Origin of the sequence: Rothia sp. CCM 9419 (genome assembly GCF_048512815.1) — a bacterium.
Classification (GTDB): Bacteria; Actinomycetota; Actinomycetes; order Actinomycetales; family Micrococcaceae; genus Rothia.
In genome coordinates, this window is the sequence record NZ_JBLXXY010000003.1 from 20,817 (window position 1) to 45,066 (window position 24,250).

Below are 24,250 nucleotides of genomic sequence, written 5' to 3' on the forward strand. Positions count from 1 at the left end.
CTAGGCAAAAACCCATCATCGCTGGCGAAAACCTTACTATTCTTAGAGAAGAACCTCCTTAGACGTTGAACGGTAACGGTTTACCATTCAAATTCCGCGCACGATGCGATAGTTGACGAGCAATACGGTTAATAGATTGAGCCGTTTCTGAGCTCGTATCAGCCCAGACCAGAGGCACACCGACGTCCCCTCCCGTCCGTAGAGAGACATCTAAAGGCACAGAACCAAGAAGCGGAACATCATACCCTAATGTCGCAGAAAGACGCTCAGAAAGCTTCACACCGCCTCCTGCGCCAAAAATATCAAGCATCGACCCATCCGGCATACGCATCGCTGCCATATTTTCAATAACACCAGCAACCTTCTGCTGAGTTTGAACACTCATCGTGCCAGCACGCTCTGCAACATCAATGGCAGCACTTTGCGGAGTAGAAATCAACACCAACTCTGCTGTCGGTAAAAGCTGAGCCATCGAAATAGCAATGTCACCCGTACCCGGCGGTAAATCAAGAAGAAGAATATCAATAGCGCCAAAATGAACATCAGTCAAAAACTGCTCTAAAGCACGATGAAGCATCGGACCACGCCACGCCACCGGCTTATTACCAGCAACAAACATGCCCATAGAAATGACTTTGACACAGCCAGAGCCCTGCCCCGAAACATTCTCTGGAACAGAGACCACCGGCGGAAGAATCATATCTTCAAAACGTGTCGGAGCTTGTTCAATACCAAAAAGACCGGGAATAGAGAAACCATGAACATCAGCATCAACGACCCCCACCGATAGCCCATCAGCTGCAAAAGATGCCGCAAGGTTAGCCGTCATCGACGACTTTCCCACACCGCCCTTACCTGAGACCACCGCATAGACACGAGTCAAAGAATCCTCAGCACTAAACGGATTCTTAGACTTATGCCCCAACGTACTCCGTAACTTTTGCCGTTGTTGAGGGTTCATATACCCAATATGAACCTGAACCTGCTGGACACCCTCGATAACAGATAACGCCTGCGTAATATCATGCTCAATCGTTGTCTTAAGCGGACAACCCTCAATCGTTAATAAAACGTGAATATGAGCAACGCCCTGCTCAAAGTACGCCTTCTCGACCATCCCAAGCTCGGTAATCGGGCGACGAAGTTCTGGGTCATGGACCGTACACAACGCCTCGTATAGTGTTTCGTCGATAGAAGACATCAATATCCTTAGAAAAATACAGAAAACAACAGAAGACTACTCGCCATGTTCTTGCGAAAGCTCATCGACATCTTTGACTTTAATCTGAGACAAACGTCGTTTAGGAGTGCTCATATCTTCCGTCACTATCTTCATAGACTGCGTTTCAGGGCTGTTCTCTAACCCCTGAGATTCTGAACGATCTAGAGCCTGCTGCAATTTTTGAAGTTCTTCCATCACATCACGCAACTCACTACGTACATAATCACGAGTTGCCACCTCACGAAGAGCAATACGCAAAGACGCAATTTCACGAGTAAGGTACTGCGTTTCTTCAAGATTTTGCTGATCTCGCTGACGGTCTTGAGCAGCAATCACGCGGTCACGGTCATCTTGACGGTTCTGCGCTAACAGAAGCAACGGAGCAGCATAAGAAGCCTGTAAAGATAACGCCAACGTCAAAAGAGTAAAGTTCAAGGCTCGAGGGTCAAACTGTAACTCATCTGGGGCTAGAGTGTTCCACCCAAGCCAGAGCGTACAAAAAATGGTCATCCACAAAATAAATTGTGGAGTTCCCATAAAACGAGCAATAGCTTCGGTAGCACGCCCAAAACGATCAGGATTCGGCTTCCCCCCGGTAGCGATACGATGACGAGCAGCTTGGGGAGTTGCTAGACGGTCATTATGACGTTCGCGGTTTTTCTCACTCAAAACGGCGACCTACCTTTCGAATGGGTGTGCCATCATCGTATGTTCTCCAGTCCTCAGGTAAGAGCGCATCTAGAACGTCATCAATAGTCACCGCCCCAACAAGACGCTGTGACTCATTAACGACTGGCAAAATAGTCAAATCATAGGTTGCTAATACACGAGAAATCTCTTCAAGACTGGTCATATCTGAGACTGGCTCAATGGAAGAATCTAAAAGATTACCGACCTGCTCACTGGGCGGATACCTCAACAGCTGTTGCATATGCACCATACCCAAATATTTACCCGTAGGAGTCTCTAACGGTGGTCTAGCAACGAGCACTGCCGCAGCCATTGCCGGAGGAATCTCCTCTTGTCGGATATGTGCTAAAGCCTCAGCCACAGAAGCCTCAGGGGAGAGAATAATAGGCACCGGGTTCATCAACGAACCGGCTGTTCCCTCTTCGTACTCAAGTAGACGGCGAACGTCTTCTGCTTCTTCTGGCTCCATCAGAACTAATAGCTGTTCACGTTGCGCATCAGATAGTTCATTGAGTAAGTCAGCTGCATCGTCTGGCTCCATCTCATCAAGAACTTGAGCCGCACGCTCAACATCCAGATGCGAAAGAATCTCAACCTGATCATCTTCAGGTAGCTCTTGCAAAACGTCTGCAAGGCGATCATCGTGCAATTCATGAGCGACCTCAACCATACGTTTATCGTTCATCTCATGGATAGCGTCTGCCAAGTCTGCAGCATTAGCATGCTCATGATTAGCAACGAATGTTGTCGCTGCTTGAGGTTCTAAATCAGTTGAAAGAATCGCCTCATCCCAATCAACAACAAGGGTAGCTTTTCGGCGACGTAGTAGCCCACCATTTTCTGGGATACGTGAGATGAATAGCTCTGAGATGAACCAATCACCGTTACGTCGCTGTTCCATTGCAACGTCTTCAACAGTTGCTTCTCCAGAACCATCTGTCAAACGAACTTTACGGTCAAAAATTTCTGCAACCACAAGCGCCTCAGAACCGCGCTGTTCGAAACGTCGAAGGTTGACAAGTCCCGTACAAATAATCTGAGCAGAATCGATAGAGGTGATACGAGTCATCGGCACAAAAATACGTTTTTTGCCGAGTACTTCAATCACAATACCCACAACAATAGGTTCTTTACCACGTTGCGAGATACTTCCTGCGGCGACGGCTAAAGGCCCAAAACTTCGTTTGAGCACAACAACATCGCGTAGACGACCAAGACGGTCACCCATAGGGTCAAAAACGTCCATACCAAGTAGGCGGGCAATAAAAATTTTATTTGGTGTTGTACTCACCCTTAATAGACTACGCGTTCTCACCAATTTTTGAAGAGACCATAGCCTATCTGTGACAAGAAACGGATAATCTTTAGTTCAAAACAGCTCTGAATACGACACTATGTAGGGAAAAATTTTCGCCACTTGCGATACTCGCCGTTTTTTCAGGAAATACTAAGGTGACTTCGCGAAAATATAGAGCATGGACGAACAAAACATATCAGCAATTCTCTCGAACACAGATAACCTTCCCGAAGGAATCCCCGTTGGAGAATACAACAACCGACAGCAACTCAACCAAGCACTCAACACCCTCAACAACGCCAACTTCCCGCTACGAACCTTATTCATTCAAGGAGAAGGACTGAAACAAATCGAGTTTCTTGGTAACAAACTCTCTTATCCGAAAGTTGCTTTAGCTTCTGCCGCTCAAGGTGCTTTCTTCGGTGCCTTCATCGGTCTTGCTACCGCATTATTGAGTAACGGAAACTTCGCCGCTAACCTACTATCTTCCATCCCATTAGGTATCGCTGTATGGATGATTTTTGGTGTTCTGTCTTATTCTCGAAGCAATAAACAAGGAAACTTCCAAACCCGAGCACAATTAGTTCCTCAAAAATATATTCTGATGGCTCACCCCAGCACCGCAGGACAAGCTCAACATATCCTCGGAGGCCCTCAACCTACACCAATGGCACCAGAAGGCCCTGTACCTTTTAGCCCGCCCACACCACCACAGAGCTTTGACGGAAACACCCTTCCTCCACACAAAACGGCTGAACCGATTCCTTCTCCCACCGTTAACAGCCCTCAAAAAGAATCTTCATCAAAATTTGGTTTGAGAATAGAAGACCCCGAGGAATACGCACAAACGATTCGGCAAGAACCACCAGCACCAGAACCTAACGAACGCATTGAACAAATTCGTTCCCAACAACGAACTGGACGCTATGGAATCCGCATCGAAAACCCTGAACAATTTCAAGAAGCAATCCGTCAGCCGGGGCAATCAACGCCACCTCAACCGCAACCTTCTAACACCAAACCTCACAACAACAGCGCTGGTACTCAAGAATAACTACCAGAATCATCTGAACTGGTGAGTTGAAAAGCTGAGGAACAACTGTCCATCACCATAAAACGGGGTGTGGGGTGTTTACCATATCTGGTGAACACCCCACACCCCGTTGGCATAATCCTCTGCTATGAACGCAAAGAATCCATCCACTGTTCAATCTCAGCAACAGTACGTGGAAGATCTGCTGAAAGATTCACCGGACCCTCTTCAGTGATGAGAATATCGTCTTCTAAACGAATACCAATACCACGGTATTCTTCACTAATAGCTAAGTCCTCTTCCTTGAAATACAACCCTGGCTCAATCGTGAACACCATACCCGGCTCAATGACACCATCAAGATACAGCTCACGTTTGGCCTGAGCGCAATCGTGAACATCAAGACCTAAATGGTGGCTTGTCCCATGAGGCATCCAACGACGATGCTGACCTCCCTGCTCTGACAAAGCAACCTCTGCCGATACAGGAAGCAAACCCCACTGTTCAAGACGCTCTGCTAAGACAGCAGTAGCCGCCTCATGAACCTCACGGAACCGGCGACCAGGAACAGCTACTTCAAAAGCCGCATCAGCAGCGTCAAGAACCGCCTGATAAATCTTTGCTTGCACTTCAGTAAAACGCCCGCTCACCGGTAGCGTTCGAGTGATGTCAGCAGTATATAGAGTGTCATCTTCTACGCCAGCATCAACAAGAATCAGCTTTCCCTCATCAACCGAACCATTATTACGAATCCAATGCAAAATAGTGGCATTATTTCCACACGCCGCAATAGTGTCATAGCCGAGATCGTTGCCTTCTTCACGTGCTTTTGCAAAGAAAGCACCCTCAACTACACGCTCACCACGATGATGGCCTACCGCCCGAGGCAGAGCACGAACCACATTCTCAAAGCCTTCAATAGTGTGCTGTACAGAACGACGAAGATTCTTGACCTCCACCTCATCTTTAACAAGACGCGCCTCAGAAAGAGCCTCTGTCAAAAGAGCATCGGTCTGGTCAGCTTTCTCTAAATCCACCCCCGTGTTATAACGAGAGGTATCAACGAGTGCGTCAATATTTAAGTCGACGTTACGCACAAGACGGATATTAATACCGCCAAGCGCCTGACTACCAGCATTCTTCGTGATAGCGACTTCTAACTCCGAAAGATCCGCGGTACGGATACCGTACTCTGCTTCCACCGCTGCGAGGGTAGGGCGTGGACCAACCCAGAATTCACCATAGCGAGGATCAGCATAGAACTGTGCGCTATCTCGTCCAGCAAGAGGCCGGAAATAAAGCGTCACCTCGTGATGCGAACCGTTATCTCCGTGGTTTTGCTCAACTGGTTCAAAAACGAGTACAGCATCAGGCTCTTGGTCTAGCCCAAGACCCGTTTGGTGCGCAAAGGCAGAATGAGGACGGAACCGGTAATCGGTATCATTAGAACGCACTTTAAAAGCACCAGCAGGAATCACAAGACGCTCACCAGGGAAAAGGCGTGAAATACGGGCGCGACGTTCAGCTGCATAATCTGCTACTTCTGCACGTTCAGGTAATGGTGTTTCATCGGGCGCCCAATATGATGCCATAAACTCAATAAAAGCTTCAGACTGGGGAGGCTGAGAGCGATTATTCACTCTTTGCTCAAGGGGCTGTTCATCTGTCATATCAGAAGATTTATGTTCATCAGTAACCATAGATACAACTCTAATACGTTCAGAGGTATCTATACACCTATCTTTGTCATAGACAAGCAACCTAAGATAGAAATATGTCATATGATTTGCATACTCATTCGGTACTATCAGACGGTACACAAAGCGTAGAAGAACTCGTCGCCGAAATTGCTCACTGCGGATTAACAGGTTTTTCCCTCACTGATCACGACACTACCGCAGGCTGGCAAAGTGCACAAAAATATGCTGATGACTGGGGACTAGACTTCTTACCAGGTATGGAAATCTCGTGCGCTATCGGCCCGCTTAGCGTACACCTACTAAGCTACGGACATCAACAAAACGATAGCGTCCTGAACGAACATATTACGCAGGCTCGCACCTCCCGCCGGACACGAGCTCAAAGAATCGTTCAAAAACTCTCTGAAACATACCCCATCACATGGGAAGACGTCTTAGCTCAAGCATCACCAGGAGCAACTATCGGCAGACCCCACATTGCAGACGCCCTCGTGAACGCAAACATTATCAAAACCCGCAGCGAAGCCTTCTCCGGATTACTGGCAGACCACTCAGCATATTATGTTCCGTACCGTGCCGTACACCCCGTTGACGCCGTCACCATGGTTAAAGCTGCCGGAGGAGTACCCATCATGGCACACCCCCGTGCTCGTATCCGCGGACAAGTTGCCTCTGCAGAGCTCATAGAACAGATGATTGAGGCCGGACTAAGCGGACTTGAAATCTATCATCGAGACAACAACGAAGAAGACCGCAACTGGCTCAAAAAACTTGCCCAAAAATATGACCTCATCATAACTGGCTCTAGCGATTACCACGGCGCCGGAAAGCCTAACCGACTAGCAGAAAACACCACACCACCCCAAACCGTCGAACGTATCAAAGAAATCATCCGGCAGAACCACCAGAAGAACACCCCACCTCAACACACCCAAACAATATAAAAGGCGGTGCCCATAACCCCTTGGGTTAAGAACACCGCCCCAATCAATACAGGCTAGTCTTGTGAATCACCATCATTAACGATACGTTTGCGCCGACGACGACGCGGAGCCTGCTCGCTCTCTACCCGGGTACGACGTCGTGAACGACCAGAAGCATCTTTCTCCACAACGGGGGAGTCTGAGCGCGTATTATCATGCTCTTGACGGCGAGGGCGACGCTGCCTTTGCCCATTATTCTGCGAACGACGAGAAGAGGAAGAACGTTCTGAGCGGCGCTCGCCTCTGCGCGGTGAACGTTGAGCAGAAGCATCAGAATCCTTAGGCTGAGCATGAGGCATCTTACCTCGAGTGCCTTCAGGAATATCAAGGTCACGGAAAAGATGCTCAGAAGAAGAATACGTTTCTACAGGCTCTGGAACACCCAACTCTAAGGCCTTGTTAATGAGAGACCAACGAGGGATATCTTCCCAATCAACAAGAGTAATTGCGGTACCAGTATGACCGGCACGGCCTGTACGACCCACACGGTGTACATAGGTTTTTTCGTCGTCGGGGCACTGAAAATTAATCACGTGAGTGACGTCATCAACATCAATACCTCGGGCTGCTACATCTGTAGCGACAAGGACATCAACGGTATTATCACGAAACGCTTGTAATGCTTTTTCGCGTGCGACCTGAGGCAAATCGCCGTGAAGAGCACCCGCACGGAAACCACGATTCTGTAACTCATCAGAAAGCTTTGCTGCAGAGCGTTTTGTCTTGGTGAAGATAATGGTACGTCCTCGCCCATTGGCGCGCAGAACTCGACCCACTAACTCATCTTTGTCGAGAGGATGAGCACGATAAATAACTTGACGGATAGACGCCTTTGTCAACGACTCATCTTCGGAAGACTGCGCTTGAATATGCATTGGTTTACGCATATAACGGCGTGCCATGGTCAGCACAGGCCCAGGCATGGTTGCCGAGAAAAGCATGCTCTGACGAATCTCGGGCAAACTCGCAAGAATTTTTTCAACATCGGGTAAGAACCCTAAATCAAGCATCTCATCGGCTTCATCAAGAACCACAATTTTTACCTGCGAAAGATTCATCTTCTGCTGGCGTTGTAAATCAATGAGTCGGCCGGGCGTACCAACAATAATCTCAACTCCGCGGTCAAGAAGTTTAACCTGCTGTTCATACGGAACACCACCGTATAACGTCACAACACGAACTCCCGCACCTGCTGCCGCAGCAGAGAGATCGTCACCTACTTGAACAGCAAGCTCACGAGTTGGAACAATAATTAGCGCTTGAGGGGAGCCAGGGGAGCGTAACGAATCCCAACGGGGATCTTCGGGGCCGATGACTCGTTGAATTGCGGGCAGACCAAAACCTAGAGTTTTGCCGGTACCTGTTTGCGCCTGCCCGATGATGTCATTGCCGGCGAGAGCAACAGGCAACGTGAGAGACTGAATAGGGAACGGATGAATGATGGAACGTTCAGCTAAAGCTTGGCAAATATCTTCGCGTAGTCCGTAATCGGCAAAAGTCTTGGGGTCTTGGTTCACGTATGTGTTTCCTGTAGAAAAGGCGCAAAAGCGCAACTATGGAGGTACGCCGATCGTGAGAGAACAAGTCACCTTATCTCAGCAGGTGACACTACTAAACATTACTGGTGGATAACGACCGGACAACCGTCTTATCTTAGCCATTCTAACAAAGCTGAAGAGAAAAAAGTGGAGAGCCTAAAAATATAGGCCCTCCACTATCGTCTACACCGTTTATATCAACGGCATATTATGCTGAGAAATTAAAGCCGACGCGACGCTTTGTCTCTGAACCAATTTCAACGAAACCGATTTTATCTCCAGGAATCAATACAACGTTACCCTTATCGTCTTCTAGCTCTAGAACCTCACCTTTATCCATGGCGCGTGCAATGAGCTGACGCAATTCAACAGGGTCTTTATCGGACTCGATAACTACTTCGCGAGGCATATTTCTAATACCAAATTTAACGTCCATAATTGCTCCTTAAACAACGGAAATTACCGGTCATGTCTCTAGACATTCTAAAAGGTGAAGACAAGAACACCTAGAAATATCACCCTCAGCGTACCACCCCTACGATAAATCACGCAGAAGAGTCCTTCTTGAATCTTCTGAACAAAAACCTTATAGAAGTGAAAAAGGCAGAGGACTAACCGTCATAGACAGAATCGTCATCAATGCAGAGTAGCCCTCCCCATGCTAAACGAAAAACGAGATTTTGTGCACGAGCAAGCTCTTGGTCCTGAGCACCTTGTTGCAAAGCATGTTGTACTGCTGATAGAGCCATCCCCGTTAGCGTACGTGAAATGAGCACTGCTTCTTGTGCGGCTAGACCAGAATTAGGCTCTAACACTTGCGCAATATGATTAGCGATATGTAGATGAAGGTCATCAATACGCTGTTGAACAGCTAAATCACTGTGAATATCAGATTCAAAAATCAGCCGATAACCCTGCAGATTAGTGCGCGTGAACTCGAAGAAAGCACCAATAACACGTTCTGTTCGCTCACGGTTATCTTGGGTGTCGTATAAGGGGCGAACTAGGCGTTCTGTGAGCTCTTTAATCTGTTCGTCTAGTACAGCAAGATATAGTTCTCGTTTTGATTTGAAATGCTGGTAAAGTACCGGCTTCGTGACATCGGCAGCTGACGCAACCTGATTCATTGTCGTTGTATGGTATCCCTGAGAAGAAAAAATACGGAGTGCACTTAATACCAGATGTTGTCGTCGTAGTTCCTTCGGCAGACGCTTGTCCCCTGAGGAATAATGCCGATCATGTGAATCTGGTTCTTGGAGTGGCTCAACGGTCACAGAACTCAACGCTTGTTCCTGAATCTATCTAAATAACGGACGAGTGATAAGGGCATAGACATCTACCGTGAATGGCTGATACCTCTGTATGAGAGATATCGTCCATGACAGTTAGGAGGCGTCCTTATGTTTTTGCTCCATCTGAAGATGAGAGGGCTCTGCGGTGTTTACCTCAATACCGTAGAGCGCTTCAAGAGCTGCAACGTAATCAGCTTCACGACCGTCTTTGGCTAAAGAACGTGCACGGACCGTAGGGGTGTGAAGTAGTGATTTCACCATACGCCGCATCGTAAGCTCTAACTGGTCTACGGCAGCACCACACCCATACTGGTTGCGAACCTTCTGCAGTTCATTGTCCAAAATAGACATCGTATGTTCCCTGAGAGCTACAATAGCAGCATCTACGTTGCGAGCCTTCTCTTGTACCGCAAAATGAGCAGCTTCATTGTCCACAATTGCGTGGGCAAGTTCAATAGAATCTTGAGTTTCGTTGGGGGCAGCCAGACGAACAGTCTCCAACGTAATCAACTCAACATCTGGCATATCTGCAACATCTGGAGCGAAATCTCTACTCAACGCCAAATCGAGAATAATGCGTTTCCCTGCAGGAACCTCATCAGCGCTCAACGGAGCGGCAGAACCAGAACACCCAATGAGAATATCTGCTTCTTTGAGAGCTTCGTGAAGAGCGCCCTCAGGAACAGCTCGTATGGAGCGCTTGTCGGCAAAAGTAGCTGCACGACCAGAGGAAGAATATACACTAATATTTTGGCAACCACGCTCTCTCAGAGCCGCAACTGTAGCACCAGCGTAAGCGCCAGTACCAATAATGAGTGCGCGACGGACATCCCACGCTAACTCTGATAGCTCATACGCTAAATCGAGAGCGACCGAAACAACTGAACGCCCTTGAGAACCAAGCAGAGTCTGCTGACCCACCTCTCGAGCAGTGCGAGCAGCACGATCAAAAAGCCGCACTAAATTACCGGTGGCTGTGCCTTCTTCGCGTGCAGTAGCAATAGCTCGACGTACCTGTCCGGTAATCTCTCGCTCTCCAACCACTGCCGACTCTAAACCAACCGCTACCGTAAATAAGTGTTTGACGGCCCCATGCTGAGTGAACACTTCAAAACTGCTTGCAACAAGTTCGTACGCTAAAGAAGACTGGTCGGCAATGCCACGATATATTTCCTGTGAAGTTTCTTCTAATATCAGCTGTATTTGCTGAGACGTTGCACCGGGGGATACAGCAAGCTCCCCATAAATCTCTAAACGGTTACACGTCGAAAGAACAACGCTTCCTCGAACCCGCTGCGCCGAAACATTTTTGAGCGCAACACTAGCACCGTTGGCCAATAATGCCACGGTGTTCAAATCTACAGTCTTGTGTGATGCAACGAGCGTAAATATAGTCACGACTGACTTATCATAAACATGTTTGCCCCTCAGACGCGAATAAAAACGGGAAATATCACTATTTTTCCTCGTAGATTCCCCTCTCAACCAGCAGATACCAGCAAAGAATGACATGGTGTCGGCAAACAATGCGCAATAATTTGGCACAATGGGAAACATGAGTAGCACTTTGAATCAACGAGAACTACTGAACACACACCAGCTAGATTCTCTTCCCACCACTCACCCACTCAAAACTACAGGCGTGGCAGAGTCACCAATGCTCAAAGCCCTCACCGGACAAAAAGGCTCACACCACCCCGTATGGTTCATGAGACAAGCCGGACGCTCCCTGCCCGAATACCGAAAAGTACGTGAAGGTATTCCCATGCTAGAGGCATGTTTAACCCCAGAACTTGCCTGCGAAATTACATTGCAACCCGTACGACGCCACAACGTAGACGCCGCAATCTTCTTCTCCGACATCGTCGTCCCCATGAAGCTAGCCGGCGTAGACGTAGACATCGTCCCTGGCAAAGGCCCCGTACTATCCCAACCAGTACGCACCGCTGAAGACGTCAAAAACCTCCCCGAACTCGAAGACTGCGCACTCGACCCCATCCGAGAAGCAGTCAGCCTAACCGTCAAAGAACTCGGCGACACACCGCTCATCGGTTTCGCCGGAGCACCATTTACCGTCGCCGCTTATATGGTTGAAGGCGGACCCTCCCGAGACCACCTACGCCCACGCACCATGATGCACTCAGACCCCGACACTTGGCATGCACTCGGACAATGGGCCGCCCGAACCGCAGGACAATTCCTTCAAGCACAAATCGAAGCAGGCGCCAGCGCCATCCAACTCTTCGACTCTTGGGCAGGGTCCCTCTCCGAAAGCGATTACCGCACCTACATCCAACCCCACTCCGCCCACGTTCTTCAGAGCGTGGCACATTACGGTGTTCCTAGAATCCACTTTGGTACCGGAACTGCACAACTGCTCAAAGCTATGCACGAAGCCGGAGCCGACGTCATCGGCGTAGATTACCGTCTCGACCTGACCGAAGCCCAACACCGTCTTGGTGGGGGAGTACCACTTCAAGGAAACATCGACCCTGCACTACTTAGCGCAGGATGGGACGTCCTCAAAGAACACGTAGACCACGTCCTCGCTGAAGGCGCTTGTGCCCCATCGCATATCGTCAATCTTGGACACGGCGTGCCACCAGAAACAGAGCCTGAAATACTCACCCGCCTCGTGGAATACATTCACACTCAAACTGCTCGGGAAGTAGCCTAAGAACAATGTCACCTGTCGATACTCGTTCCCCTAAAGAAACCGCAATCGTCGTCGGCGGTGGAATCTCCGGACTACTCGCCGCCCGAGAACTCGCTCAACAAGGACTCAAAGTCACCTTGGTCGAAAAAGAAGACCATCTCGGTGGTGCAGTAGGCGCACACCAACTCGATGGACTCGTTCTCGACTCCGGCGCAGAATCCTACGCAACAAGAACCACCGCCGTCAGCGAGCTACTCGAAGAACTCAATATCAGCGAAAAAATCGTCACGCCACGGCAAGACGGCTCTTGGCTTTGCCTCCCCAACGGGACACATAAAGCACCAAGAACAGGAATTCTCGGCATCCCCGGAGACCTCAACGACCCTGACTTCAAAAAAATTATGAATAGAAGCGGTCTACGACGTGCTAAACTCGACCGTTTCTTACCCGCCTCCGCAGGGGAAAACGCGCGTACCCTCGGCGACCTTGTACGCGTGCGCATGGGACAACAAGTACTCGACAGACTCGTCTCACCCATCGTTTCTGGCGTCCACTCCACACACCCCGACCACCTCGACATCGATTCTGTTGCACCAGGACTCAAAAAAGCGTTAAGCACCTACGGTTCTCTTGCTACCGCGGCAGCATCACTACGTAAAAGCTCCCCAGCCGGAGCACAAGTCGCAGGACTCATCGGCGGTATGCACCAGCTATCCGAAGCGCTCGTTGACGATATCCTGCGACGTAAAGTACGTATCCTCACCAGCTACGACGCCATCGCCGTCGACCGCGATCACTGCCATAACCTCTGGACACTTATCCAACGCCAACCCGAAATCGGCGAAAAAGCTGCCGCCATCCACGGAAAATACCTCGTCATGGCATCAGACGGGCCTTCAACTCTTCGAATGCTCGGATCACACCTGAACAACGCAGACCTACCCCAAATTTCAGCAGGACCAGAAGTCGCCCTCGTAACACTCATCATCGAACAACCAGAGCTCGACTCCCGACCACGCGGCACCGGAGTGCTCGTTAGCGAAGAAGTCACCTCAGTACGAGCCAAAGCGCTCACCCACGCCAGCGCTAAATGGGAATGGATGAGCGAAAAACTAGGACCACACCGACACGTATTACGCCTATCCTACGGCAGAGGACAAGACACCAGCCCACTACAAGAAGTCAAACTCTACGACGACCAACTCATCACCTTGGCCATCCACGATGCCCAAAAACTTCTTGACGTCTCCATCTCACGAAACCAGCTCCTCGCAGCAGACGTCGTGCGATGGAAAGGGGCCTTACCTACAGCCAGCCCCGAACACCGTACAACAGTACAAAGCTTCCGCAGCGCACTCACCGAACTAGATAACGTCACCGCTGTTGGCGCATGGCTCAGCGGAAACGGGTTAGCTGCCGTCACCGCAGACACCCGCAAAACCCTCAAAAACTTTATTGAACAAAACAACATCGGATAGAACCTCAACGCTACAACTACCTAACGCCACGAGATTCACCGTAAAACACACAACAACTAGGTTTCTCCCCATCACACCTGATAGAGAGGAACCTCTGAGGAAGGAAAACATGTCACACCAACATGGCTCACATGGAAACTACTCCCACACACACGGCTCAGACGCAACCTCATCAAAAATTCAAGGTCAAGTTCCGGGAGCACCAGCTGAAGGAGACGACAAACTCTACTACGCGCTATACACCGTATTTGCACGTACCGGAGCCACAAACACCCAAGCACAAACTCCCGAAGCTGAAGAAGAACTCAACCACGTAATCTCAGCTCTTGAAGAACAAGGCGTAACCATTCGCGGATTCTACGACGTATCAGCCATGCGTGATAACGCAGACATCCTCGTATGGGCTCACTGCGAAGTCCCCGAAGACCTCCAAGAAGCAATCCGCAAACTTCGCCGTACCAGCGTTTTCTCTGAAACAAAGATTGTATGGTCCACTATGGGCGTACACCGCGATGCAGAATTTACACGCCGCCACGCCCCAGCATTTGCACTCGGTAAAGAAGCACAAGACTGGGTCTGCGTATACCCCTTTGTTCGCTCCTACGAGTGGTACTACATGAACCCCGAAAAACGTGCTGAAATGCTCAAAAATCACGGCATGAAAGGCTACGACTTTCCCCAAGTACTAGCCAACACCATCGCAACATTCGGACTCAACGACTACGAATGGGTTCTCGCCCTTGAAGCACCCGAACTCGTCGACCTCGTCGACCTTATGCGTCATTTCCGAAACACTGAAGCCCGTCTACACGTCCGCGAAGAAACCCCCTTCTACACCGGACGCCGTATTCCCTCCCACGAAATTGCAGGAGTTCTTGCATGAGCACCCGACTACCACATGACGTAGCCCCCAACGTCACCGACCCCAACAACACCGCTAGCAACGGACCTGCCGTACTCGATGCAACAACCATCGAAACATTCCACGGCGAAGAAAACATCTCACGCCCTCGTAACAAAGCACCACAACCCTACGATATGGTGATTCTTTCATCCTTTGGTGGCCCTGAAGGGCAAGAAGATGTCATCCCATTCCTGAGAAACGTCACGGCAGGACGAGGCATCCCCGACGAACGACTCGAAGAAGTCGCAACACACTACCGCGCCAACGGCGGTATCTCACCTATCAACGAACAAAACCGTGCACTCTTGAATGCCCTTGAACAGGCCCTTCAAGAAAAAGGCCCACACATCCCCATCACATGGGCTAACCGTAACTGGAAACCCTACGTCAACGACGTAGTACAAGAAGCCTACGATAACGGTGCACGAAAAATTTTGGTACTTGCCACAAGCGCCTACCCTGGTTATTCTTCATGCCGTCAATACCGTGAAGATTACGGTATGGCATTAGAAAAACTTGAACTAGAAGGAAAACTTCAGATTGATAAAATCCGTCAGTTCTATGATGCACCAGGATTCGTACAAGCCTTCGTCGATGGACTTGTAGACGGACTACGAGAAGTTCACCAAAAAATTGCGCAGAACACCGACCCTGCTGCTGGAAACGGCGCTATTCGCATCATGTTCTGCACCCACTCCGTACCAACCAGCGCAGCGAACGAAGCCGGACCACGAGATGTCGACTACGAAGGCGGCTCCGCCTACGTCGAAAAACATCTTCAAGTGGCTCGACGAGTCCTCGAAAAAGTCTCTGAACTTGACTCAAAACTCCTCGAAAACGTTGATTGGGAACTGGTCTACCAGTCCCGTTCAGGCCCCCCATCGATGCCATGGCTAGAACCAGACGTCAACGACGCCCTAGAAGCCCTCGAAGGTCAAGTTGATGGCATCGTCCTCGTACCTCTGGGCTTTGTCTCTGACCATATGGAAGTCAAATGGGACTTAGACACCGAAGCTCTAGACACTTGTAAAAATCTCGGCTTTGAAGCGGTACGCACACCAACACCCGGAACTCATCCGGCCTACGTTGAGTCTTTGCGTCAGCTCATCCAAGAACGCGTACAATCTGCAAACTCAACACCGTTTACCGCACCCAAAGAGCCACTTTTCGGTGGTTGCTCTAACCGCGGATGGTTCGACGAATGCGACCCTCAATGCTGTAAACCAGCACGTGCTCAACAACATCGAGCAACGATTGCAACCTACCATATGAAGACTACGGAGGACTAAAACCTATGGGCTACACCGTTGGCACCCGAGGCTCGGCGCTAGCACTCACTCAAACAGGTATGGTTGCTGACGCCATCGGATGTATCTGCAACCAAAACATCGAACGAGTAACCGTCAAAACTGAAGGCGATATCCTGACCGGTCCGCTTTCACAGATGGGTGGTACCGGTGTATTCGCTGCAACGTTAAGACAACGAGTACTGGACGGCAGTGTCGACATGGCTGTTCATTCCCTCAAAGATTTGCCCACCCAGCCCTGCCCTGGACTCAACATTGCGGCAATTCCTGAGCGCGAAGACCCACGAGACGCACTATGCGCTCGCGATGGACTCACCTTAGAGACACTGCCAGAAGGTGCAAAAGTTGGTACTGGATCTCCTCGACGAGCAGCCCAGATTAAGGCGTTACGCCCAGATATCAATATCGTTGATATTCGAGGTAACGTGGGCACACGTCTTGCACGAGTCCCCGGTCTAGAACATTATGGCAATGCAGAAGCGGTAGGGGACTGCGATGCAGTTATCCTTGCGGCTGCTGGTTTGCACCGGCTAGGTTATGAATCTGCTATTTCTGAATATCTTGACGTTTCTCGTGTGCTTCCTGCCCCTGGGCAAGGTGCCTTGGCTGTAGAAATACGTGAACAAGACGTCCACAACAACACTGAGCTAGCTCAAGCTGTCGCTACCGTAGACCACCTACCAACACGTTACGCGGTTATCGCTGAGCGTGCTGTGCTACGTCGTCTAGAAGCAGGTTGTGCTTCGCCCATTGGAACATACGCGAGATATGAACAAGACCAGCTGATTCTTGATGCTGTAGTGGCTTCTGCTGATGGTTCTCAGGTGCTAAGACATCATGCAGCAACCGTACTTTTGAGTCAAGAAGCAGCTGAACAGCTTGGTATTCAAGTAGCAGAAGACCTCCTGCAAATGGGCGCTGACCGTTTAAACGGATTGAATAGTTAGTGTCCATGGCCAACGCAATGACCTCTACTCGGCTGCTCATCACTCGTTCGTTTGAACAAGCACAACCGTTTGTTGAGCTTTTGTCTCATACGTCTTTAGCGCCGGTAGAGGTCGATTGTGTCCCTATCCGCCAAGCTGTCGCTCATACACCAGATAGTGAGCTCATGAGCCGTCTGCCTCATGGTGGCTTTTCTTGGGCTCTTATCAGTAGCGCGAATGCTGTGCTTTCTTTGAAAAAATATGCTGTTGAATCTCAGCGTACGTTGCCTCAATTACTAGCAACAACAAAAGTTGCTGCTGTTGGTGCCTCCACGGCACAAGTTTTGGCTGATAACGGTGTTGTGGTGGATTACATTCCTTCGGTGATGGACGCCCAACATTTGGGGCAAGAACTTCCGTATGACGACGATCAACCTGTTCTGTGTGTTTTGGGAAAGACGTCACGGCCGACTCTCAACCATGTTCTAGCATCACGGAATATACCTACAGAAACGGTGATTCTTTACGATATGGAACCTTACCCCGCTACAAACCCGTTAACGCCGTTGAGAGCACCCGAAAAATCTTTTGCTTTGGGGCAGGTGAGAGAGCGTTGGCAAGAATATGCGGGTGTTATCGCAACGGCTCCTTCTCTATTAGAAGAACTCGTCACCTATATTTACGGTGAGGAATCTCCGGTATCTTTTCCCCCTCTTATTGCGATGGGAAGAACAACCGCATCTCATGCGCAGCGTTTAGGTTTGGATGTTTATATTGCGCCTGCTCCAACCCCTGACGGATTATGCGAAGCGGTTCATCATTATTTTTTGTAATTTTTTGGTTATCACGCAAAGAAAATACATGTTTTATGAGAGGAGAACTCCTATGACGGCACTCAACCTTCAGTATCGTCCACGGCGTCTACGCGCAACTCCTGCGTTGCGTAAACTGGTATCTGAAACACAACTACGCCCAGAGCACCTCATTCAGGTTCTCTTTGTGCGAGATGGAATTGAGGAACCTCAGCCTATCGCGTCTATGCCTGGACAATATCAGCACACGTTAGATTCTCTGCTAGAACAGGTAGAACAAGCCGTATCAGCAGGGATTCAATGTATTGATCTTTTCGGTGTTCCTCGTGAAGAAGACAAAGATGCAGATGGAACTCACGCATGGCTACCGGAGGGTATTTTAAACCGTGCTATTGCACAGGTTCGTCAACGTTTTGGGGATACCATTACGATTATGGCGGATACCTGTCTTGACGAGTTCACCAGCCATGGACATTGTGGGCCTCTTTCGACAGACCGGTTCGGTCAGCCGATTGTCGATAACGATGCCTCTGTACATGCTTATTCTCAGATGGCGTTGGCTCAGGCTCGTGCCGGTGCACATATTGTGAGCCCATCGGGCATGATGGACGGGCAAGTACAAGCAATTCGTCAGGCGCTTGATGCAGAAGGGTTCTACGACGTCGCTATTATGGCGTATTCGGCAAAATACGCTTCAGCATTCTTTGGTCCTTTCCGTGATGCTGTCGGTTCTTCATTAGAAGGCGACCGTAAGAGCTATCAGCAAGACCCAGCTAACCGTCGTGAAGGTCTACACGAAGTACGGCTAGATATTGAAGAGGGCGCAGATTTCGTTATGGTTAAACCGGCGATGGCGTACCTTGACATTGTGCGTGAAGTCGCTGATTTCTCTCCGGTGCCGGTAGCTGCCTATCAAGTTTCTGGAGAATATGCCATGATTGAGGCTGCCGCTGCAGCAGGGTGGGTCGACCGTGAAAAGATTGTTCTTGAATCGTTGACAGGTATTCGTCGTGCCGGCGCTGACATTATTTTGACGTACTATGCAACAGAAGTAGCCTCTTGGCTTTCATAATGTTTTGTAGACTAGAGAAAACATTACGCAACAGATATGAAGAAAGTTCTCACCTATGAGTAGTATCTCCGAAGACTTATTTAACCGTTCTCGTGCTGTCATCCCTGGGGGAGTGAACTCACCGGTTCGAGCCTTCAACTCCGTTGGCGGTGTACCCCCCTTTATGGTTGAAGCACAAGGCCCTTATCTGACCGATGCTGATGGCAGAAACTACGTTGATCTTGTGATGAGCTGGGGCCCTGCACTTTTAGGACACCGCGATTCGTCTGTAGTTGAGGCAGTTCACGAAGCTGTAGAACACGGTTTATCTTTTGGCGCCTCTACCGAAGCCGAAGCTGAACTTGCTGAGCTTGTTATTGAGCGTATCAACGCTGTGATTCCAGGAAGTATTGATCAGATACGTATGGTGTCTACGGGTACCGAAGCAACCATGACGGCTATCCGTCTAGCTCGCGGTTATACCGGACGAGATAAAATCATTAAATTTGCTGGTTGCTATCACGGACATGTTGATGCTTTACTCTCTGAAGCTGGTTCTGGCGTAGCAACCTTAGCAATGCCCGGTTCAGCAGGAGTAACAGCTGCAACAGCAGCTGAAACTATTGTTCTCCCTTATAACGATACCCAAGCAGTTCAACGTGCTTTTGAACAGCACCATGGACAGATCGCGGCTATTATCACCGAAGCAGCACCGTGCAATATGGGTGTGGTAACACCCGAGGCCGGATTCAACCGGTTCTTACACGATACTGCCCATGAGAATGGTGCATTGCTCATTTTTGATGAAGTCTTAACAGGTTTCCGTGTATCTTCTGCCGGCTATTGGGGATACACCACAGAAGATGAGGGAGGCTGGGCTCCCGATATCTTTACCTTCGGAAAAGTTATTGGTGGCGGTATGCCCATTGCCGCACTGGGTGGTAAACGAGAAGTGATGGAGTACCTTGCCCCGTTAGGGCCCGTCTATCAGGCAGGTACGCTCTCCGGTAATCCCATCTCTCTTGCTGCAGGCATCGCAACGCTCAAAGCCGCAACAGAAGACGTCTACCAGACTATTAATCAGCGTAGTGAAGAACTTCAAAAAGCTATCCACTCCTATGGCGAAAAACTTGGTTTAAACTACTCGATTCAACGCGCCGGAAACCTGTTCTCTCTATCATTTGGCACAGCTGAGCACGGTGTACGTAATTACGACGATATTAAAGCAAGTGAAACGTTCCGTTATCAGGCATTTTTCCATAGCATGTTGAACTCTGGGGTGTACCTCCCACCAAGTGCTTTCGAAGCGTGGTTCTTATCTGCCTCACATAACGACACCGCTATGGACCGTATTCTTTCTGCACTGCCTGAGGCCTTAGAAGAAGCTGCTCAGGCTCAACCTGCATAAATAATACTATTTAGGTTCTCTTCACTGAAAAAACCTTTGGGGTTGTATCCTCCACATCAGAGGATGCAACCCCAAAGGTTTTTTTGATGTTATATAGGTGATAACGTCTTCGCCTTATCGTAGATGATAGTCAATATTAAAATGACGAACTTTTTGCAAATCTCGGTTATAGAACCAGTTCTTATCCATGAGGAAACGAGCAAACACAAGCCCCATACCAATGGCGAAGAATAATAACCATACCTCTACCATCCCAACCGCAGCTTCTGCAATATCACCATCGGAGAGGTGAGCCATGGAACGATAGAACGTCACCCCGGGAACCATCGTGACAACCGCTGGAACAGACAACGAAACACGCGAATACTTTCGACGGTATAAGGGAGCAATAATCTCAGCAAGAGTCGCTGCCAAAAGAGCACCTGTAAATACTGCCAGTTGCGGGGCCAAACCCACATCAGTAGCAAGGATACGAAGAGGGTTCACCACAGCAGCAATAATTCCTGCCCATAAACAGCTCGTGGGCATTGCCGAGAAAAGCATTGCAAACCCATACGCTGCAATAAAAGACGCCGCAACTCGCAACGAATATAACGTCATAGGCGAAAACTCTAGGGGAACAGCTTTTTGCAGAGGAAGCTCAAACGTAAAAGCAAGAATCCACACCGCAAAAGAAGCACTTGCAAGTAACAACCCCACGTAGGTAAGCCGTCCAATAGCCGCCGAAAAATCAAAACGAGCTAAATCTAACATCGCGGTTACCAGCGGGAAACCCGGCACTAAAAACAAGATAGCAGAGATGAAACCTACAAGATGATCAGAAGACGTTAACCCTAAAGCAGTCAGCGCACTAACTGCGCAAATATATGTTCCTGCAGAGAACACTCCACATAAAAACCATATCGCAAGGTGATTAACCTCTTTGCTGAGCAGAAAAGAACGTAATAATTGTCCTAGACCTGAACAGAAGAAAACAATACTGCACTCAACAACACCACCATTATTGAGAAAAGCAAATCCCGCACATGCAAAAGCGGCAGCAAGAGAAAGCAACCATTGAGGGTATAGGTGCGGCAATCGTGCAATACGATCAATTTCCTGACCTGCTTCAAAAGGAGAAATCTTTTCAGGGAGGTTCGAGACAAAATCGCTGAGCAAATCAATACGATAAGCGCTAATACCCATCGCCCTCTGCTCACCAATTTCGGTACGAAAATTACCAGCAGCATAAGCAGTTGTGGTGAGCTCCGTAAACGTCACCTGCGAATGATGTTCCTCTAAACCTACAGCTCTTGCCAGACGTGCCATTGAAGTTTTCACACGGAAAGCACTAGCCCCCGACTTCAACATAAGCAAACCAAGCTTCATCACCACAGCAGACTGCGATACAAGATATTGATGTTGGCGTCGTGAAGAACCTAGATAGATACTATTAGTGGGCGGCTCTGCAGAGAGATTCTCAGACATCATGCACCTTAGAAAATATATTGAGTAAAAATATTTATGAAAACGCTCCGCACAAGAACGAACTAACCATGGCGTATAGGCCACGAACCATCAATGACTTGATTCTTACCTTGACGCTTGAGATATTCTTGAAACTCCGCAGCCTGCTCTTGCGCCCACAGAATCTGCTGCTGATGTAAGAACCTCGCATCTTGGGCAAGGTCGGGGAAAGAAGCTGCCATAGCCGTGAGCAGGCGTTCTGCTGCTATCGCATCATCCTTAGATGTATGAGCATTCTCTAAACTCACACCATATTCTTCGCTGAGCACCTCTAGAGTACGTTTGCCTCGTTTAAACTGATGAAAATGCTTATTCAAAACATAAGGATCTAGCACCGGCTCACACATCAACTCTGGGTACCCATACCGTTGCAGTTCATAATGCAATACCGAAAAATCATAGGCAGCGTTGAAAGCAATAACGGGGATACCATCATGAAAGAGAGAACCCAGAGCAGACGCCACCTGAAACACGACGGTAGAAGCATCCTGTCCATGTTCTTGCGCATATTCAGTGCTAATACCGTGAACTGCTGAAGCCTCTGCTGGGATATCAATACCAGGGTTCGCTAACCACTCTCCAGCGCGAATAACCTGTCCATCTGCCCCCACCAAAACCAAAGAAGCCGTCACAATACGTGCCGTACGAGGATCAACCCCCGTCGTTTCTAAATCAAAAGTTGCCCGAGGATTATCTAGCCAAGAAGTCATACTCCACACTATATCGCTTTTTCGATAAGCCCAATAACCCCACCCCATGTATCAGAGACTTACCGCTATCAAATGTGATAACACTCCTTCCACCCAAGACATATCGCAGAGCATCGATATCTTTTAAACCTCTGAGATACATCGTTCCCCCCCCATAACATAAAAATCGTTAAACTTATGGGGGAGAGGCTAATTACTAAAACCTCGATAAACAACGCAAGAAGGAACCCAAACGATGAGCAACACACCACGGATCATTCTTGGTGCAGCAGGAACGGGCAAAACCACCCAACTCCTTGAACACGCCCAAAACTACCTTGACTCTGGTGCCGAAGCTGATGGCATGATGTTCCTAACGCCCTCCCGTACCAGTGCTACAAGAATGAGAGAACTCATCGCCAACCACACTCAACGAACCCTCTCAACCGTACCAACTCGCGCATGGCAGTCCTATGCTTTCGACATCTTACGACGCGCCCAAATCCAAGGCCTACTACCGGGGGTAGAACTATCACCCAAACTTATCTCAGGGCCAGAACAAGACGTCATCATCTCAGAACTGCTCCAAGGACACACACAAGGTTACGGAAAAATAATTATTTGGCCCCAAGAGCTTAAAGAGGCCGTACACACTGAAGGATTCCGCCACGAAATACGCGACTTCTTCGACCGCATTGCAGAATACGCTATCGACACACAAGACATCGAAAACTATGCCCAACAGCTCAATATCCGTTCATGGGCTCTGATCGCTCAACTATATAAGGAATACCAACAGATTCGTCGTCTACGGATGCCCAATGCCTTCGACCCCGCAACCCTCATCCATGAAGCTCAACAGGTTCTGACCCGCAACCCAACCTTTCTCGCAGAAGAACGCGAACGTTTCAAACTCTTACTCATCGACGATTTCCAAGAGGCAACACCCTCCATCTATCGTCTACTCGAAACGCTCTGTTCACCTGAAACCTCACCAGCTCCAGCACCCCAAACAGTTATCGCATTATGCACCGATACTGTGGTTCAAGGTTTCCGTGGCGCTCGCCCCGATAAAGCAAAAGAGCTTCCTCGTATCCTTGGCGACTATGAGACCCTATCTCTCAACCTCTCCCACAGGATGCCCAAAGATATTGTTTGTGCCTATTCCACCGTCACAGAACGTATTCCGCCGGTTGCCCACATGCGATACGACCGTCAACCACAATGCGCACCAGCTGCCGATCCTACCGCAACCGCGGAAGAAACCTCTCAACAAGAACCTGCTCTGGACGGGTATCTTGTTCAGAACGTTCAACAAGAAAATCGACTGTTAGCACAGATGATTCTTGAAAAACACCTATATGAGAACGTCCCCTATCACCAATGCGCCATTATTGTGCGCAACACCGGCGCAATAGCACGTATTGAGCGTACCCTCATGAGCCACGGCATCCCTGTATCGAGCGCTCGCACCCTTAACGTGCTGAGTCAAGAACCTGCAGTACGCCCCTTCCTTGACGCATTAGCTATAGCGATACACCTATACGAACAAGAGCAGGACCTCAACAGTGATGCCCACCCTGTTAGTGAGTCTGGAATATCTACGGATATTATCTTGTCGTTATTACAGTCTCGCCTAGGTGGCGCTACCGCAATGGACGTGCGTCGCCTACGACAACAGTTACGCGCTGAAGAACTAAAATCTGGTGGAACACGCCCCAGCGATGAGCTGCTCCTTGAAGCGCTCTACCAACGTCC

At 49.2% G+C, this 24,250-nt stretch carries 20 protein-coding genes and 1 pseudogene; 11 read left to right on the plus strand and 10 right to left on the minus strand.

Features of this window, described 5'->3' with window-relative positions; translation table 11 throughout:
* Positions 1-58 precede the first annotated feature (58 nt).
* Genes ACN08W_RS03395 through ACN08W_RS03405 form a run of 3 tightly spaced genes read right to left on the minus strand, consistent with a single transcriptional unit; the run spans position 59 to position 3,203 of the window.
* Positions 59-1,201 (minus strand): Mrp/NBP35 family ATP-binding protein, encoded by a 1,143-nt coding sequence (locus tag ACN08W_RS03395; RefSeq protein ID WP_419108798.1) that lies wholly within the window; start codon positions 1,199-1,201, stop codon positions 59-61.
* A 36-nt stretch (positions 1,202-1,237) separates the two neighbouring features.
* Complete coding sequence (locus ACN08W_RS03400; RefSeq protein WP_419103580.1) at positions 1,238-1,891, minus strand: DUF1003 domain-containing protein; 654 nt, start codon at positions 1,889-1,891, stop codon at positions 1,238-1,240.
* Complete coding sequence (locus ACN08W_RS03405; RefSeq protein ID WP_419108799.1) at positions 1,884-3,203, minus strand: magnesium transporter MgtE N-terminal domain-containing protein; 1,320 nt, start codon at positions 3,201-3,203, stop codon at positions 1,884-1,886. Before ACN08W_RS03405 ends, ACN08W_RS03400 begins: the two co-directional genes overlap by 8 nt.
* Before the next feature lie 184 nt (positions 3,204-3,387).
* Between ACN08W_RS03405 and ACN08W_RS03410 the strand changes: the two genes are divergently transcribed.
* A complete protein-coding gene (locus ACN08W_RS03410) occupies positions 3,388-4,263 on the plus strand; it encodes a general stress protein (protein ID WP_419107420.1) in 876 nt (291 codons plus the stop codon).
* Positions 4,264-4,388: 125 nt separating this feature from the next.
* Here the strand turns inward: ACN08W_RS03410 and ACN08W_RS03415 are convergent, their stop codons facing one another.
* Entirely contained in the window at positions 4,389-5,912 is a 1,524-nt protein-coding gene (locus ACN08W_RS03415) for an aminopeptidase P family protein (RefSeq protein ID WP_419107430.1), read from the minus strand.
* A gap of 104 nt (positions 5,913-6,016) precedes the next feature.
* Here ACN08W_RS03415 and ACN08W_RS03420 point away from each other — a divergent pair, with 104 nt between their 5' ends.
* A complete protein-coding gene (locus ACN08W_RS03420; RefSeq protein WP_419108800.1) occupies positions 6,017-6,886 on the plus strand; it encodes a PHP domain-containing protein in 870 nt (289 codons plus the stop codon).
* A 53-nt stretch (positions 6,887-6,939) separates the two neighbouring features.
* On the opposite strand, the gene ACN08W_RS03425 is transcribed toward ACN08W_RS03420, so the two are convergent.
* The 4 genes from ACN08W_RS03425 to ACN08W_RS03440 form a co-directional block, all read right to left on the minus strand.
* On the minus strand, positions 6,940-8,442 hold the full coding sequence (locus tag ACN08W_RS03425; protein ID WP_419108801.1) for a DEAD/DEAH box helicase: 1,503 nt from the start codon (positions 8,440-8,442) through the stop codon (positions 6,940-6,942).
* Between the two features lie 229 nt (positions 8,443-8,671).
* Positions 8,672-8,899: a DUF3107 domain-containing protein gene (locus ACN08W_RS03430; RefSeq protein WP_419101579.1), complete on the minus strand. Its 228-nt coding sequence runs from the start codon at positions 8,897-8,899 to the stop codon at positions 8,672-8,674.
* A gap of 175 nt (positions 8,900-9,074) precedes the next feature.
* Positions 9,075-9,737: a TetR/AcrR family transcriptional regulator gene (locus ACN08W_RS03435; protein ID WP_419103599.1), complete on the minus strand. Its 663-nt coding sequence runs from the start codon at positions 9,735-9,737 to the stop codon at positions 9,075-9,077.
* 111 nt (positions 9,738-9,848) lie between these two features.
* Positions 9,849-11,153 (minus strand): glutamyl-tRNA reductase, encoded by a 1,305-nt coding sequence (locus tag ACN08W_RS03440; RefSeq protein WP_419108802.1) that lies wholly within the window; start codon positions 11,151-11,153, stop codon positions 9,849-9,851.
* A 157-nt stretch (positions 11,154-11,310) separates the two neighbouring features.
* Here ACN08W_RS03440 and hemE point away from each other — a divergent pair, with 157 nt between their 5' ends.
* The 8 genes from hemE to hemL all read left to right on the plus strand — a co-directional run bounded on the left by hemE (position 11,311) and on the right by hemL (position 20,297).
* On the plus strand, positions 11,311-12,432 hold the full coding sequence (gene hemE, locus ACN08W_RS03445) for a uroporphyrinogen decarboxylase (RefSeq protein ID WP_419103561.1): 1,122 nt from the start codon (positions 11,311-11,313) through the stop codon (positions 12,430-12,432).
* Between the two features lie 5 nt (positions 12,433-12,437).
* Positions 12,438-13,889, plus strand: a complete 1,452-nt coding sequence (gene hemG / locus ACN08W_RS03450) for a protoporphyrinogen oxidase (protein ID WP_419108803.1) — start codon at positions 12,438-12,440, stop codon at positions 13,887-13,889.
* Positions 13,890-13,998: 109 nt separating this feature from the next.
* Entirely contained in the window at positions 13,999-14,772 is a 774-nt protein-coding gene (gene hemQ, locus ACN08W_RS03455; protein ID WP_419103559.1) for a hydrogen peroxide-dependent heme synthase, read from the plus strand.
* Positions 14,769-16,082 carry a ferrochelatase gene (locus ACN08W_RS03460; RefSeq protein ID WP_419108804.1) on the plus strand — a complete coding sequence of 438 codons (1,314 nt, stop codon included), beginning with the start codon at positions 14,769-14,771 and terminating at the stop codon, positions 16,080-16,082. Before hemQ ends, ACN08W_RS03460 begins: the two co-directional genes overlap by 4 nt.
* A gap of 5 nt (positions 16,083-16,087) precedes the next feature.
* A complete protein-coding gene (gene hemC, locus ACN08W_RS03465; RefSeq protein WP_419108805.1) occupies positions 16,088-17,047 on the plus strand; it encodes a hydroxymethylbilane synthase in 960 nt (319 codons plus the stop codon).
* Positions 17,048-17,052: 5 nt separating this feature from the next.
* Complete coding sequence (locus ACN08W_RS03470; RefSeq protein WP_419108806.1) at positions 17,053-17,859, plus strand: uroporphyrinogen-III synthase; 807 nt, start codon at positions 17,053-17,055, stop codon at positions 17,857-17,859.
* Between the two features lie 52 nt (positions 17,860-17,911).
* Positions 17,912-18,910 (plus strand): porphobilinogen synthase, encoded by a 999-nt coding sequence (hemB, locus tag ACN08W_RS03475; protein ID WP_419103555.1) that lies wholly within the window; start codon positions 17,912-17,914, stop codon positions 18,908-18,910.
* 55 nt (positions 18,911-18,965) lie between these two features.
* A complete protein-coding gene (hemL, locus tag ACN08W_RS03480; protein WP_419108807.1) occupies positions 18,966-20,297 on the plus strand; it encodes a glutamate-1-semialdehyde 2,1-aminomutase in 1,332 nt (443 codons plus the stop codon).
* Between the two features lie 114 nt (positions 20,298-20,411).
* Here the strand turns inward: hemL and ACN08W_RS03485 are convergent, their stop codons facing one another.
* Together ACN08W_RS03485 and ACN08W_RS03490 are read right to left on the minus strand one after the other, a co-directional pair.
* The gene (locus tag ACN08W_RS03485; RefSeq protein ID WP_419108808.1) at positions 20,412-21,764 is read right to left on the minus strand and encodes a threonine/serine ThrE exporter family protein; all 1,353 of its coding nucleotides are present in this window, start codon (positions 21,762-21,764) and stop codon (positions 20,412-20,414) included.
* Positions 21,765-21,826: 62 nt separating this feature from the next.
* Complete coding sequence (locus ACN08W_RS03490; protein ID WP_419108809.1) at positions 21,827-22,513, minus strand: 3'-5' exonuclease; 687 nt, start codon at positions 22,511-22,513, stop codon at positions 21,827-21,829.
* 229 nt (positions 22,514-22,742) lie between these two features.
* On the opposite strand from ACN08W_RS03490, the pseudogene ACN08W_RS03495 reads away from it, so the two are divergent.
* Positions 22,743-23,552, plus strand: a pseudogene (locus ACN08W_RS03495) (UvrD-helicase domain-containing protein); the annotation flags it as partial.
* Positions 23,553-24,250: the final 698 nt, after the last annotated feature.